12 protein-coding genes and 2 tRNA genes are annotated in these 14,058 nt (G+C 68.3%); 2 read left to right on the top strand and 12 right to left on the bottom strand.

Going from position 1 to position 14,058, the window contains the following annotated elements; all coding sequences use genetic code 11:
* The gene (locus J2X59_RS05945; RefSeq protein WP_326496026.1) at positions 1-645 is read right to left on the bottom strand and encodes an aminodeoxychorismate/anthranilate synthase component II; all 645 of its coding nucleotides are present in this window, start codon (positions 643-645) and stop codon (positions 1-3) included.
* A gap of 82 nt (positions 646-727) precedes the next feature.
* Between J2X59_RS05945 and J2X59_RS05940 the strand changes: the two genes are divergently transcribed.
* On the top strand, positions 728-982 hold the full coding sequence (locus J2X59_RS05940; RefSeq protein WP_022907010.1) for a cell division protein CrgA: 255 nt from the start codon (positions 728-730) through the stop codon (positions 980-982).
* 473 nt (positions 983-1,455) lie between these two features.
* Here the strand turns inward: J2X59_RS05940 and J2X59_RS05935 are convergent, their stop codons facing one another.
* Entirely contained in the window at positions 1,456-2,322 is an 867-nt protein-coding gene (locus J2X59_RS05935) for a rhomboid family intramembrane serine protease (protein ID WP_326496025.1), read from the bottom strand.
* A 5-nt stretch (positions 2,323-2,327) separates the two neighbouring features.
* Positions 2,328-2,867: a peptidylprolyl isomerase gene (locus J2X59_RS05930; RefSeq protein ID WP_066651135.1), complete on the bottom strand. Its 540-nt coding sequence runs from the start codon at positions 2,865-2,867 to the stop codon at positions 2,328-2,330.
* 116 nt (positions 2,868-2,983) lie between these two features.
* Between J2X59_RS05930 and J2X59_RS05925 the strand changes: the two genes are divergently transcribed.
* Positions 2,984-3,559 (top strand): hypothetical protein, encoded by a 576-nt coding sequence (locus J2X59_RS05925; protein ID WP_066651134.1) that lies wholly within the window; start codon positions 2,984-2,986, stop codon positions 3,557-3,559.
* A gap of 740 nt (positions 3,560-4,299) precedes the next feature.
* Here J2X59_RS05925 and J2X59_RS05920 read toward each other — a convergent pair.
* From J2X59_RS05920 to dnaN, 9 genes are all read right to left on the bottom strand, one after another.
* Positions 4,300-4,372 (bottom strand) — tRNA-Ala (locus J2X59_RS05920).
* A 32-nt stretch (positions 4,373-4,404) separates the two neighbouring features.
* Positions 4,405-4,481, bottom strand: a tRNA-Ile gene (locus J2X59_RS05915).
* A 76-nt stretch (positions 4,482-4,557) separates the two neighbouring features.
* Positions 4,558-4,965: a DUF3566 domain-containing protein gene (locus J2X59_RS05910; RefSeq protein WP_066651132.1), complete on the bottom strand. Its 408-nt coding sequence runs from the start codon at positions 4,963-4,965 to the stop codon at positions 4,558-4,560.
* Positions 4,958-7,621, bottom strand: coding sequence for a DNA gyrase subunit A (gene gyrA / locus J2X59_RS05905; RefSeq protein WP_326496024.1), 2,664 nt, complete (start codon positions 7,619-7,621; stop codon positions 4,958-4,960). The genes J2X59_RS05910 and gyrA overlap by 8 nt, the downstream gene beginning before the upstream one ends.
* 131 nt (positions 7,622-7,752) lie before the next feature.
* Entirely contained in the window at positions 7,753-9,762 is a 2,010-nt protein-coding gene (gyrB, locus tag J2X59_RS05900) for a DNA topoisomerase (ATP-hydrolyzing) subunit B (RefSeq protein WP_326496023.1), read from the bottom strand.
* A gap of 133 nt (positions 9,763-9,895) precedes the next feature.
* Positions 9,896-10,396 carry a DUF721 domain-containing protein gene (locus J2X59_RS05895; protein WP_066651128.1) on the bottom strand — a complete coding sequence of 167 codons (501 nt, stop codon included), beginning with the start codon at positions 10,394-10,396 and terminating at the stop codon, positions 9,896-9,898.
* Entirely contained in the window at positions 10,396-11,574 is a 1,179-nt protein-coding gene (gene recF / locus J2X59_RS05890; RefSeq protein WP_326496022.1) for a DNA replication/repair protein RecF, read from the bottom strand. The genes J2X59_RS05895 and recF overlap by 1 nt, the downstream gene beginning before the upstream one ends.
* Positions 11,575-11,607: 33 nt before the next feature.
* Complete coding sequence (gnd, locus tag J2X59_RS05885; protein WP_066651124.1) at positions 11,608-12,495, bottom strand: phosphogluconate dehydrogenase (NAD(+)-dependent, decarboxylating); 888 nt, start codon at positions 12,493-12,495, stop codon at positions 11,608-11,610.
* Positions 12,496-12,564: 69 nt separating this feature from the next.
* Entirely contained in the window at positions 12,565-13,710 is a 1,146-nt protein-coding gene (gene dnaN / locus J2X59_RS05880; protein ID WP_326496021.1) for a DNA polymerase III subunit beta, read from the bottom strand.
* Between the last annotated feature and the right edge of the window lie 348 nt (positions 13,711-14,058).

Raw genomic sequence — 14,058 nt, 5'->3', positions numbered from 1 at the left:
TCAGGACCGGTGTTCGGCGATCAGCGGGTTGAGCGCTGCGGCCCGCTCGGCAGCACCGGTCAGACCGGTGGTCTCGAGCCAGTTGCCGACCATCCGGTACCCGCCCTCGGTGAGGACGGACTCCGGGTGGAACTGCACGCCGTACACTGGGTGGTCACGGTGCTGCACGCCCATGATCACCCCACCTGCGGTCCGCGCCGTGACGGTGAGCTCGTCGGGCACCGTCCCGTCGACGATCGCGAGCGAGTGGTACCGCGTGGCGGTGAACGGGTGCGGGACACCGGCGAAGAGCACGCTGTCGTCGTGGTCGACCTGCGAGGTCTTCCCGTGCATGAGTTCCTCGGCGTGGGTCACCGTGGCACCCATGGCCTCGGCGATCGCCTGGTGCCCGAGGCACACGCCGAGCAGCGGGGTCTCGGCATCGACGGCGGCACGCACGGTCGGGATCGAGACACCGGCGTCCGCGGGGGTGCCCGGCCCGGGCGAGAGCAGCACTCCGTCGTAGTCGGCGATGCGCTCGGCGAGCTCGTCCTCGGGGAACGCGTCGTTCCGGACGACGTCGGTGTCCGCGCCGAGCTGCTGCAGGTAGCCGTTGAGCGTGTAGACGAAGCTGTCGTAGTTGTCGACGACGAGGATCTTGGTCATGGTCGGATCACCGTACTCGTGGGGGATGTGCGCGGGCTGCTGAGGGTCTTCCCACAGACGTGGTCACGGTAGGATACCGGCCATGGCCAAGGACAAGGACCGCACCAAGCCCGCCCGGAGGACCCGAGCCGACTCGGTCGACACGGCGGGCGACCAGCCCAACCCCGTGTGGTTCAAGCCGGTCATGTTCGGCTTCATGCTCATCGGCCTGGCCTGGGTCATCGTCTTCTACATCTCGAACACGACCCTGCCCGTACCGTCGCTCGGGTCGTGGAACATCCTGATCGGCTTCGGGATCATGTTCATCGGGTTCCTCATGACCACGCGGTGGCGCTGACCGCCGCCCAGCATCTCCCGACGCCCGTCGTACCGCCAGGTACGGCGGGCGTCGTCGTTCGTCCCGGCCTGTCGGGCCCGTCCCCGCCCGGCCCGGCCCGTCCCGGCCCGGCCCGGCCCGTCCCGGCCCGGCCCGGCCCGGCCCGGCCCGGCCCGGCCCGGCCCGGGCCGTCCCGTCCCGGATCGGATCCCGGCTCGCTCTCCACAACCCCGACAGCACCCGGACGCATCCGTCCACACCCGGGACCGCATTCTCCACAGTTGTCCACACTTTCCACACAACCATCCACACCGTGGCCCCCGAGTTGTCCACAGGCTCGTCCACAGTGGGGATAATCACACCCGTGTAACTCACCGAGTTGTCCCCAACTGTGGAGAACTTACCGGAGGGCTGTGGAGAGCGGCCTCTGGAGACGCAGAACGCCCCGCCCCACACTGTGGTGGGACGGGGCGTCGCGAGCGGCGGCGAACTCGTCAGCCGATCGCGTAGCCACCGATGCTGATGTACGCGGCGCCGATCCCAGCCACGAGCAGGACCGCTTCGGCGACGAGCAGCCCGATCTGCAGGCCACGCTGCCGGACGTTCCGGGTCTTCGAGAAGACGAAGCCCGTGACGAACCCGAGCACGATGCCGCCGACGTGGGCCTGCCACGAGATGTTGGTCCCGGGCAGGAAGCCGACGACGAGGTTGAGCCCCATGATGACGAGCAGCTGGACGGCGTTGTAGCCGAGGCTGCGCTGGATCACGAAGAACGCCGCGAACAGACCGAAGATCGCACCCGAGGCGCCGACCACCGGCGTACCGGGGGTCAGCAGGGACACCGCGAGGTCACCGCCGAGGCCCGCCAGGAAGTACAGCGCGACGAAGCGCCACGTGCCGAGGAGGTTCTCGAGGATCCGCCCGAAGATGAACACCGCGAGCATGTTGAACCCGATGTGGAAGATCGACGAGTGGACGAACAGCCCCGTGACGAGGCGCCACGGCTGTGTCCCGACCAACGGTGTCCAGTAGCTGAGCCACTGGTTGACGACACCGCCGGACAGCAGGTTCAGCAGCCAGATCACGACCGAGACGGCGATGATCACCGTGGTCGCCTTCTGGTCCATCATCGCGAACCGACGGCGGGCGACGGTCAGGCCGCCCGGGGCCCCGGAGGCACGGCGGTTCGCCTGGAACTGTGCGCGCTGTTCACGCACGCACTCCGGGCAGTGCACGCCGACGGGCGCCGGCGTCTGGCACTCGGTGCAGATCGTCCGCCCGCACCGCTGGCACAGGATGAAGCTCTGCCGGTCCGGGTGTCGGTAGCAGTAGTTGTCCCGCCCCGGGGCCTGGTCGGTCACCGGGTTCAGACGTCCTCGACGTCGATGCTCTCGATGACGACGTCCTCGACGGGCTTGTCGCGACCGTCGGTCGGGACGCCCTCGATCGCGTCGACGACCGCGCGCGACTCGTCGTCGGCGACCTCACCGAAGATGGTGTGCTTGCCCTGCAGCCAGGGGGTCGCCACGGTCGTGATGAAGAACTGCGAGCCGTTCGTGCCGCGCCCGCCCTGGATGCCGGCGTTCGCCATCGCGAAGATGTACGGCTCCTGGAAGGTGAGCTCCGGGTGGATCTCGTCGTCGAAGCGGTAGCCCGGACCACCGATGCCCTGACCGAGCGGGTCGCCACCCTGGATCATGAAGTCCTTGATGATGCGGTGGAAGACGACACCGTCGTAGAGCTTGTCGGTCGAGACCTTGCCCGTGCCGGGGTGCGTCCACTCCTGCTTGCCGGTCGCGAGGTCGACGAAGTTCTTGACGGTCTTCGGGGCGTGGTTGCCGAACAGGTTGACGCGGATGTCGCCCTTGTTCGTGTGGATCGTTGCGACAGCGGTGTGCAGAGACATGTGTCGATTCTCGCATGCACTCCTGACGGTGACACGGATCACACAGCCGACGATCCGTGACCTGTCAGGGTGCTCGGTGGCAGGATGGGGTCACGCCGATCCGATGGAGGTACCAGATGACGACGATCGAGATCCCGCGCAAGCGTCGGAAGCAGATCAAGAAGCTCAAGGGCAAGACGGCCTCGCTCCTCGGCGAGCAGCGCAAGGTCCTCGAGCACGCGAACGCGATCCTCGCCGAGGCCCGCTCGCACGCTGCTGACGCAGCCCGCAAGGACATCGCCCCCCGCGTGCAGAACGCGATCGACAACGGGATCCGTCCCGCCGTCGCGACGGGCGTGCACGCAGCGACCTCGGCCGCGCACAGCGCGTCGCACCGCTTCCAGACCGAGGTCGTCCCCGGCCTCGTGGCGACCGCTGGTTCGGTGATGAGCGTGAAGGACCTCGCGAAGGACCCGCGCGTCAAGAAGATCGTGAAGGACGCCCAGAAGAAGGGCAAGAAGGCGAAGAAGGCCGCGGCGAAGTACACGCCGGGGCAGCAGAAGAAGGGCCTCGGGTTCGGTGGGGTCGCCCTCATCGTCGTCGGTGTGGTCGCCGTTGCCGGTGCCGCGTACGCCGCCTACCAGACGCTCCGCGCCGACGACGACCTGTGGGTCGCCGACGACGCCGACACGGCGGAGAAGCCCGCCGCCTGACCTCCCGGTTCGTACGAAGGGCCCCGGCACCGCGCCGGGGCCCTTCGTCGTCCCCGGCCGTCCCGCACGCCGCAGAACCTGCCCCGGCCCCGGCCCCGTGCCACCTGCCCCGAGCCCCGAGCCCCGAGCCCCGAGCCCCGAACGGGCGACATACGGCCCGCTCACCGCTGAGACTCGACGAGAAGAACCCTGTCGACGCCCCGCACGCGGCACGTCCTGCCCGCTCGACAGCCCCAGCCTCAGGCTCAGGCACAGCACCGGCCCCAGCCTCAGGCACAGGCCCGGCCTCAGCCCCAGCCACAGACTGGAGGCACGCCCTCATCCCGTCAGCCGCTGTTGCGCCGTCGCGCAACATGCCGCCGTCGCTCGCCCAGGTGCCACGACATGCCGCGTCGAAGCACCACAGACGGCATGTCGTGCGTCAGCGCCGGGCCGAACGCCCGCAGCGGCGACACCTCACGCCCGAAGACAACCGAGGCGAGCACCCCGCGCCGGCAGCACCTCACGCCCGAAGACGACCGAGACGACCACCCGCCAGCGGCGACACCTCACGCCCGAAGACGACCGAGACGACCACCCCCAGCGGCGACACCTCACGCCCGAAGACGACCGAGGCGACCACCCCGCAGCGGCAACGCCCGGAAGAAGGCGACCATCGCGGAGCGGCGCGCCGGAGGCGCTGGCCAGCACAGAACGAAGCCCCTGCGAAGCGACGAAGTCGCGAGCAGGGGCTTCTCGAGTGGAGCCTGGGAGAATCGAACTCCCGACATCCTGCTTGCAAAGCAGGCGCTCTACCAACTGAGCTAAGGCCCCGTGAGGACCAGCGTACTGGTCCCGGTGGGAAGTGGTGGGGCTACAAGGACTTGAACCTTGGACCTCTTCGTTATCAGCGAAGCGCTCTAACCGCCTGAGCTATAGCCCCTCAGACCAGATGAAAGCCTACCGTACCGATCTCGGAGAACGAAATCGAGGGGCGACTGCCGTCCGGCCCGGGTGTGTCAGTTGTTCGTGAAGCCCACGAGCAGGCCGCCCGTGATCCGCACACTGAGGTTGTAGAGGACGCTCACGATCGCACCGAGCACGGTGCCGACGACCACGTTGAGGATGCCCACCACGACCGAGAACCCGAGGACCTGCCCGAGCGAGAACTGGTCCATGATCGAGTAGCTGTTCTGCCCGGTGACGTCCTTGAGCAGGGCGTCGATCTGGGTGAACACGCCGGTCTGGTTGAGGATGACCCAGACCAGCGCGGTCGCGACGATGATCACGATCGAACCGGCGAGCGCGATGAGGAAGCTCAGCTTCACCATCGACCAGAAGTCGAGGTACACCAGACGCAGGCGGACCTGCCGGGTACCGCTGGGACGTTTCGCCTTCTTCTGGAGCTTCTCGGCGACACTACTCATTGTTCGACTGGTCCTCTCCGGCCTCGTCCTCGACAGGCTCGGTGTCGGCGGGGTCGGCGGGGTCGGGGGCCGCTTCGTCAGGGCTCACCGTCTCCACCGGGCCCGCAGGCTCGATCTCGGGGTCGGCGTCGTCCTGGTCATCCAGGTTCCGCTCGCTGTTCCGGGCCACCGCGATGATCCGGTCGTTCTCCGCGAACCTCGCGAAGACCACACCCATCGTGTCGCGACCCTTGGCGGGCACCTCGGACACGGCAGACCTTACCACCTTGCCCGATTGCAGCACGACGAGCACCTCGTCGTCCTCGCCGACGATGAGCGCCCCCACGAGGTCGCCCCGATCGGCGGCCAGCTTGGCCACCTTGATGCCGAGACCACCGCGGCCCTGCACCCGGTACTGGTCGACCGAGGTGCGCTTGGCGTAGCCGCCCTCGGTCATCACCCACACGTAGCCGTCGTCCGACACCACACGTGCGGCGAGCAGTGCGTCGTCGCCGCGGAAGGACATGCCCTTCACGCCGGAGGTCGACCGGCCCATCGGACGGAGGGTGTCGTTGGTCGCGGTGAAGCGGAGCGACATGCCGTGCTTCGACACGAGCAGCAGGTCGTCGGTCTCGTCGACGAGCAGCGCCTGGCGGAGCTTGTCGCCCTCGCGGAGGTTGATCGCGATGATGCCGCCGGTGCGGTTGGTGTCGTACTCGTTCAGCGCGGTCTTCTTGACCAGACCCTGCTCTGTCGCGAGCACGAGGTACTGCGCCGCCTCGTAGTCGCGGATGTCGAGCACCTGCTGGATCTGCTCGTCGGGCTGCATGGCGAGCAGGTTGGCGACGTGCTGCCCCTTGGCGTCACGGCTCGCCTCCTGCAGCTCGTACGCCTTGGCGCGGTACACGCGACCCTGGTCGGTGAGGAAGAGCAGCCAGTGGTGGGTCGTCGTGACGAAGAAGTGCTCGACGATGTCGTCCGCGCGGAGCTGCGCACCCTTGACGCCGCGACCGCCGCGGTGCTGCGACCGGTAGTTGTCGCTCCGCGTGCGCTTGACGTACCCGCCGCGGGTGATGGTGACGACCATCTCCTCCTCGGGGATGAGATCCTCGATGGACATGTCACCGTCGTAGCCGAGCATGATCTCGCTGCGACGGTCGTCGCCGAAGCGGTCGACGATCTCGGCGAGCTCGTCACCGATGATCGTGCGCTGCCGGGTCTCCGACGCCAGGATGTCCTGGAAGTCGGCGATCTTGCGCTCGAGTTCCTCGGCCTCGTCGTGGATCTTCTGGCGCTCGAGGGCGGCCAGGCGGCGGAGCTGCAGCTCGAGGATCGCGCGTGCCTGGATCTCGTCGACGGACAGCAGGTCCATCAGGCCGGTCCGCGCCTCCTCGACGTCGGGCGACCGACGGATGAGCGCGATGACCTCGTCGAGGGCGTCGAGCGCCGCGAGGTAGCCGCGCAGGATGTGCGCGCGCTTCTCGGCCTCGCGGAGCCGGTACTGGGTACGGCGGACGATGACGTCGATCTGGTGGTCGACCCACGCCGAGATGAAGCCGTCGAGCGACAGCGTGCGCGGCACCCCGTCGACGATGGCGAGCATGTTCGCGCCGAAGTTCTCCTGCAGCTGCGTGTGCTTGTACAGGTTGTTGAGCACGACCTTCGCCACCGCGTCGCGCTTCAGCACGATGACCAGGCGCTGACCGGTGCGGCCGGAGGTCTCGTCGCGGATGTCCGCGATGCCGGCGAGCTTGCCGTCCTTCACGCCCTCGGCGATGCGGATCGCCAGGTTGTCCGGGTTCACCTGGTACGGCAGCTCGGTGACGACCAGGCACGTGCGACCCTGGATCTCCTCGACGTTGACGACCGCGCGCATCGTGATCGAGCCACGACCGGTGCGGTAGGCGTCCTGGATGCCCTTCGTGCCGAGGATCTGCGCGCCGGTCGGGAAGTCCGGGCCCTTGATCCGCTGCATGAGCGCGCCGAGGAGCTCCTCGCGCGTCGCGTCCGGGTGTGCGAGCGCCCACTGGGCGCCCTCGGCGACCTCGCGCAGGTTGTGCGGGGGGATGTTCGTGGCCATGCCGACCGCGATGCCCACCGATCCGTTGACCAGCAGGTTCGGGAAGCGCGCCGGCAGGATCGACGGCTCCTGCGTGCGGCCGTCGTAGTTGTCCTGGAAGTCGACGGTGTCCTCGTCGATGTCCCGGACCATCTCCATGGCGAGCGGTGCCATCTTGGTCTCGGTGTACCGCGGGGCCGCGGCGCCGTCGTTGCCCGGGGACCCGAAGTTGCCCTGGCCGAGCGCGAGCGGGTACCGGAGCGACCACGGCTGCACGAGGCGGACGAGCGCGTCGTAGATCGCGCTGTCGCCGTGCGGGTGGAACTGGCCCATGACGTCACCGACGACGCGGGAGCACTTCGAGAACGCCCGGTCCGGCCGGTAGCCGCCGTCGAACATCGCGTAGATGACGCGGCGGTGGACCGGCTTCAGGCCGTCACGGACCTCCGGCAGCGCACGTCCGACGATGACGGACATCGCGTAGTCGAGGTACGACCGCTGCATCTCGAGCTGCAGGTCGACCTGCGAGATGCGGTCGCCGGAGACCACGATGTCGCCTACCTCGCCGTGCACGATCTCGGGCTGCTCGTCGGCGCCGTTCTCGTTGTCGTCAGCCATGTGGCTTGGTCACCTTTCTGGTGGCCCTCCGGTCGTCGGCCGGGAGGCACTGGTTCCGTCGGTCGCGCCGGGCGCGACCACAGGGGGTCGGGACTGGTCGACGCGGTTGGCACCGCGCCTCCAGGCCGGTACTAGATGTCGAGGAAGCGGACGTCCTTGGCGTTCTGCTGGATGAACTGGCGTCGCGACTCGACGTCCTCACCCATCAGCGTCGCGAAGACGCTGTCGACCGCGGCGGCGTCCTCGAGCGTGACCTGCAGGAGCGTGCGGGTGTCCGGGTTCATCGTGGTGTCCCAGAGCTCCTTGTAGTCCATCTCGCCCAGACCCTTGTAGCGCTGGATCCCGTTGTCCTTCGGGATGCGCTTGCCGGCGGCGATGCCCGCCTGCATCAGGGCGTCGCGCTCCCGGTCGCTGAACACGTACTCGTGCGCCGCGTTCGACCACTTCAGGCGGTACAGCGGCGGCTGTGCGAGGTACACGTACCCGCGCTCGATGAGCGGACGCATGTAGCGGAAGAGCAGCGTGAGCAGCAGCGTCGTGATGTGCTGGCCGTCGACGTCGGCATCGGCCATCAGCACGATCTTGTGGTACCGGGCCTTGTCCGGGTCGAAGTCCTCGCCGATGCCGGCGCCGAACGCCGTGATCATCGACTGGATCTCCTGGTTGGCCAGGGCGCGGTCGAGACGGGCCTTCTCGACGTTGAGGATCTTGCCGCGCAGCGGCAGGATCGCCTGGGTCATGGGGTTGCGACCCTGCACGGCGGAACCACCGGCGGAGTCGCCCTCGACCATGAAGATCTCCGACAGCGTCGGGTCCTTCGACTGGCAGTCCTTGAGCTTGCCGGGCATGCCGCCCGACTCGAGCAGCCCCTTGCGCCGGGTGGTCTCGCGGGCCTTGCGGGCGGCGAGCCGGGCCTGCGACGCCTGGATCGCCTTCCGCACGACGTCGCGCGCCTGGGACGGGTTGCTCTCGAACCAGTGGGTGAGCTCGGTGCCGACGACGCGCTGCACGAACGACTTCGCCTCGGTGTTGCCGAGCTTGGTCTTCGTCTGGCCCTCGAACTGCGGCTCGCCGAGCTTCACGGAGATGACGGCGGTCAGCCCTTCGCGGATGTCGTCACCCGTGAGGTTGTCGTCCTTCTCCTTGATGATCTTGGTCTCGCGGGCGTACCGGTTGACCAGGCTCGTCAGGGCCGCACGGAAGCCCTCTTCGTGGGTGCCGCCCTCGTGCGTGTTGATCGTGTTCGCGAAGGTGTGGACGCTCTCCTGGTAGGAGGTGTTCCACTGCATGGCGATCTCGAGCGCGATCTTGCGCTCGGTGTCCTCGGCCTCGATCGCGATGACGTCGGGGTGGACGAGGTCGGCCTTCTTCTGCGCGTTGAGGTACTCGACGTAGTCGGGCAGCCCGCGCTCGTAGCGGAAGGAGTCACGGCGCGACTCCTCGCCCTCGTCCGGGGTGCGCTCGTCGGTGAGGTTGATGCGGAGGCCCTTGTTGAGGAAGGCCATCTGCTGGAAGCGCGTGCGCAGCGTCTCGTAGTCGAACTCGACGGTCTCGAAGATGTCGGCGTTCGGCCAGAACGTGATCGTGGTGCCGGTCACGTCGGTCTCCTCGTCCTTCGAGACGGGGGCGACCGGGACGCCGTCGGTGTAGCTCTGGCGCCAGACGTGGCCCTGGCGGCGGACCTCGACGTCGAGCTCGGAGCTCAGGGCGTTCACGACGGAGGAGCCCACGCCGTGCAGACCACCGGACACCGCGTACCCGCCGCCACCGAACTTGCCGCCGGCGTGCAGGACGGTGAGGACGACCTGGAGCGTCGAGACGCCCTCGGCCGCGTGGGTGTCGACCGGGATGCCACGGCCGTTGTCGACCACGCGGACGCCGCCGTCCTCGCGGATGGTGACGTCGATCGTGTCGCAGTAGCCGGCCAGTGCTTCGTCGACGGAGTTGTCGACGATCTCCTGCACCAGGTGGTGGAGACCACGCGGACCCGTCGAACCGATGTACATGCCCGGGCGCTTGCGGACCGCCTCGAGCCCCTCCAGCACCTGAATCTGGTCTGCGCCGTACGATGGTTCCGTCGCTGGAGCCTGCTCGGTCTCGTCCTGCGGGATCGTCCGGTCGTCGTCAGATTCTGATGCCATGTCGGGATTGCTCCTGCCTGCGCGCGGAACGCCCGCACACTGCACTCGCCAGTCTACCGCAGGAGCCCCTCTCCACGGGGCTCATCCGCCCGCTGGACGGGTGTTCTTCATCCCCGAGGACGATTTCGTCGCGTCAACCGTAGGTGTCGCGAGGACCACGCCCCTGGACGGTCCTGGGACCGCGTTTCCAGGTGGGGACGTCCGGGCCGGAAACCCGGATCGACTGCACGCCCGCTCCCGGGTGCCGTTCGGCGATCGTCGTCGTCACGGTCGCGCGCATCAGACGGAGCTGCGTCGCCCACGCCGTCGAGTCGCAGCGGATGACGAGCGTCCCGTCGTCGATCGTCATCGGGCGGGAGTGCTTCGCGAGTTCGTCGCCCACCACCGCGGGCCAGTCGACGAAGAGCTCCGAGCGCGCCAACGGCTCCGACCACCCGAGTTCCTGGGCCAGCGCGCCGACCACGTCACCGAGCCCCCGGGGTTCGCGACCCTTGCCGTACGGGACCGTGTCGGCGTCGAGCTCGCGGGACCGGCGGCGTCGAGCGTCGACGGTGCGGAGGGACGGGTCGCCGAACACGGCGCGCAGGTGCCGGTACACCCGCGAGGGCTCGGAGGGCTTCCACGGCTTGGGCATCAGGCGCGAGCCTCGTCCGTCACGATCGTGCCCGCCTCGATCCGGACGGTGTGGGCGGCGAGCTGGTCGGGCACGTCCCCGAACACCGCGGCGGTGATGAGCACCTGCTCGTAGTCGGCGACCGCCCCCGCGAGCCGTTCACGCCGTGACTCGTCGAGCTCGGCGAACACGTCGTCGAGGATGATGATCGGATCGCCGAGCGTCGACTCCGCCCGGAGCACCGCGGCGCCGGCGAGCTTGATCGCGAGGGCGAACGACCACGATTCTCCATGGCTGGCGTACCCGCGCGCAGGTAACCCGTTCAGCTGGAAGAGCACGTCGTCGCGGTGCGGTCCGACGAGGGTCAGTCCGCGGTCGAGTTCGTCCCGACGCCGACGCTCGAGCGCACCACGGAAGGCCTCGGCCGCAGCGGAGACGGACACCGGTTCGTCCGGCGTCCCGAGCACCGGGTCGGTCGCGGCAGCGTCCTCGGGGTCACCGCCGCGCACGCTGAGCACACCCGAGATGGTCGCCTCGTGCCGTTCGCCGGCGACCGTGGCGTAGGCCTCGGTGACGAACGGCGCGAGCCGACGGGTGAGGTGGTCACGGGCCGCGATGATCTCGGAACCGAACGCGACGAGCCGGTCGTCCCAGACGTCCAGCGTCGCGAGGGACCCGGACCGCGCACCGGTCGCCCGTGCCGACTTCAGCAGGGTGTTCCGCTGCTTGAGCGTCCGGTCGTAGTCGGCGAGCACGCCCTGCATCCGGGGTGCGATCTGGCCGAGCAGCTCGTCCAGCATGCGCCGACGGCCCGAGGGCTCACCGCGGACGAGCGCCAGGTCCTCGGGGGCGAAGAGCACGCTGGTGCAGTACCGCGGCAGTTCGCGGGGCTTGATCGCGGCCCGGTTGACCTGGGCTCGGTTCGACCCGGTGCGGTTGATCTGCACCTCGGCCAGGATGCTGCGGTCCTCGTGCGCCAGTCGAGCGCGCACGATCGCGGCGTCGCAGCCCTGGCGGACGAGGGCGGCGTCGGTCGGGACCCGGTGCGACCCGAGGGTCGACAGGTAGCCGATCGCCTCGACCAGGTTGGTCTTGCCCTGTCCGTTCCGACCGACGAACAGGTTCGGCCCGCGTGCGAGGTCGACGTCCGCCTCCCGGTAGTTCCGGAAGTCGGTGAGTTGCAGGTGGTCGACGTGCACGCGGGCCGGGACGAGCTCAGGTGGTGACCTGAACTACGCCTTCTTCACGGCGTGACCGCCGAACTGGTTGCGCAGGGCCGCGACGGCCTTCATCGTCGGGGACGCACTGCCCTGACGCGAGACGAAGCGCGCGAAGATCGACGCCGAGATGGTCGGCATCGGCACGGCGTGCTCGATGGCCTCCTCCACCGTCCAACGACCCTCGCCGGAGTCGTCGACGTAGCCCTCGATGGCGTCGAGCTTCGGGTCCTCGTTCAGCGCGAGGACCATCAGGTCGAGCAGCCAGGAGCGCACGACGGTGCCGCGCTGCCACCCGGCGAAGACCGCGGGGACGTCCTTGATGATGTCCTTGGCCTCGAGGAGCTCGTAGCCCTCGCCGTACGCCTGCATGATCGCGTACTCGATGCCGTTGTGGACCATCTTGGCGTAGTGACCGGCGCCGACGGGGCCGGCGTGCGAGAAGCCCTCCTCGCGGGGGCCCTCGGGGCGGAGCGCGTCGAAGACCGGCATGGCGAACTCGACGTCCTCGGGGGCGCCACCGACCATCAGGCCGTAGCCGTTGTCCTTGCCCCAGACACCACCGGAGACACCGGCGTCCATGTACCGGATGCCCTTGGCGTCGAGCTGCTCGGCGTGGATCGTGTCGTCCAGCCACTTCGAGTTGCCACCGTCGATGACGAGGTCGCCCTCGCCCAGGACGCCGGCGAGGTCCGTGATCACGTCGTCGGTGATCTTGCCGTGCGGGACCATGACCCACACGAGCTTCTTGCCCTCGGGCAGTGCGGCTGCCAGGGCGCCGAGGTCCGCGACGTCGGAGACGGCGGGGTTCGCGTCGTACCCGGTGACCTCGATGCCTGCGTTGCGGAGACGGGCACGCATGTTGTTGCCCATGCGACCGAGGCCGACAAGACCGATGTGCATGATTTCCTCTTCTGTTCGTCGTCGCGCTGGTGGCCTGAGGCGCGTCAGCGCAGTGGTACGGCTGTTGCGCTATCGCAGCAGGAGATTGGGCTGCAGCAGGTACCGGTATCCGTCCGTCGCCGCGGCCTCTTGCGAGGTCTGCCCGGTGATGAGCACCGGACCCGGCTTGTTGGGGTTCTCCGTCTTGGTGAAGGAGATGCGGACGAACTCGGAGTGCACCGCGTTCAACCCGTCCAGGAGGAAGGCGGGCTTCAGCGAGACCACCGTTTCCTCCCCGGTCAGCAACGCACTGATCGACTCTGACGCCTGCGCTTGTTCGGATCCGATCGCCTCGAGCGTGAGCCCGTCGACCGAGAAGGAGAACCGGAGCGCCGCTTCGCGCTCCAGGACGAGGGAGACCCGTCGGACGGCCTCGACGAGTTCGGCGGTGTTGATCACCGCGTGGTCGTTCACCGTCTCGGGGAAGAGCCGGCGGACCGGCGGGTAGTTGCCCTTGATGAGCAGCGAGGTCACGGTCTTGTCGTCGGCGTGGAACGCGATGAGCTCGCGGTCCGACGACCCGCTGATCGAGACCGACACCGTGGACGCCGACCCGAACGTGCGGCCGACCTCCTGCAGGGTGCGGGCGGGGACGAGCGCGTGCAGCGGGTCGGATCCGACACGACCGGAGTCCCACGCGATCGTGCGGACCGCGACGCGGTAGCGGTCGGTCGCGATGAGCGACAGGTCGTTGTCGCCGACCTCGAGCTGCACACCGGTGATGACCGGCGTGACGTCGTCGCGGCTCGCGGCGACGGCCACCTGGGACACGGCCTCGGAGAAGGCGTCGCCGGGGACGACCCCGGTCTGCTCACCGATCTCCGGCAGCGTCGGGTACTCCTCGACCGGCATGGACAGCAGCGTGAAGTGCGCCGATCCGCAGGTGACGGAGATCTTCGTGTCCTCGGTGGTGAAGGTCACCGGGGCGTTCGGCAGTCGGCTCGAGATGTCGTTGAGCAGACGGCCGGAGACGAGCACGGTGCCCGGTTCGTCGATGTGCGCCGTGATCGAGGTCTGCGCCGAGACCTCGTAGTCGAACGACGACAGCGTGAGCCGATCGCCCTCGGCGTGGATGAGGACTCCGGACAGGATCGGGAGGGTCGTGCGCTGTGGGAGGAGCTTCACCGCGAAGGAGACGGCTTCGGAGAAGACGTCCCGGTTGACCTCGAACTTCACAGCTGGGACCCCTGTCGATCGGTGCGGACTGTCCGGCCGCCCCATTGTGGCACAGCGGAGCAGGGCCCGGATTTCTTGTCATCCCGCCGTCCACAAGGTTGGCCCGCGGAACTTCATCGTTAACCAGGATCAATGGTGTTAACGCCTGTGCACAGTGTGGATAACTCTGTGCATCCCGCTTCTCCACAGGGAACTACACACGTGTGAGTTGTGAGTCCCGTGTTGGCAGCGTCTGGATGAACAAAGCTCATCTATCCGCTTCCATCCCCAGTCTCCACAGGTGGGTACAGAACTGTGAACAACCGGACCGCGTGTCCTCCACAGTTATCCACAGGCTTTCCACACTGG

It is taken from the genome of Curtobacterium sp. 260 (assembly GCF_030803485.1).
Lineage (GTDB): Bacteria > Actinomycetota > Actinomycetes > Actinomycetales > Microbacteriaceae > Curtobacterium.
Note: the sequence above shows the minus strand (reverse complement) of the source record. Positions and strands in the feature narration are given on the sequence as shown.

Coding starts and splice junctions, on each gene's coding strand:
- J2X59_RS05945 (WP_326496026.1), bottom strand. CDS start 645: ATGACCAAGATCCTCGTCGTCGACAACTACGACAGCTTCGTCTACACG.
- gyrA (WP_326496024.1), bottom strand. CDS start 7,621: ATGGCTGACGACAACGAGAACGGCGCCGACGAGCAGCCCGAGATCGTG.
- J2X59_RS05895 (WP_066651128.1), bottom strand. CDS start 10,396: ATGCCCAAGCCGTGGAAGCCCTCCGAGCCCTCGCGGGTGTACCGGCAC.
- J2X59_RS05940 (WP_022907010.1), top strand. CDS start 728: ATGGCCAAGGACAAGGACCGCACCAAGCCCGCCCGGAGGACCCGAGCC.
- J2X59_RS05925 (WP_066651134.1), top strand. CDS start 2,984: ATGACGACGATCGAGATCCCGCGCAAGCGTCGGAAGCAGATCAAGAAG.
- J2X59_RS05930 (WP_066651135.1), bottom strand. CDS start 2,867: ATGTCTCTGCACACCGCTGTCGCAACGATCCACACGAACAAGGGCGAC.
- J2X59_RS05910 (WP_066651132.1), bottom strand. CDS start 4,965: ATGAGTAGTGTCGCCGAGAAGCTCCAGAAGAAGGCGAAACGTCCCAGC.
- gnd (WP_066651124.1), bottom strand. CDS start 12,495: ATGCACATCGGTCTTGTCGGCCTCGGTCGCATGGGCAACAACATGCGT.
- gyrB (WP_326496023.1), bottom strand. CDS start 9,762: ATGGCATCAGAATCTGACGACGACCGGACGATCCCGCAGGACGAGACC.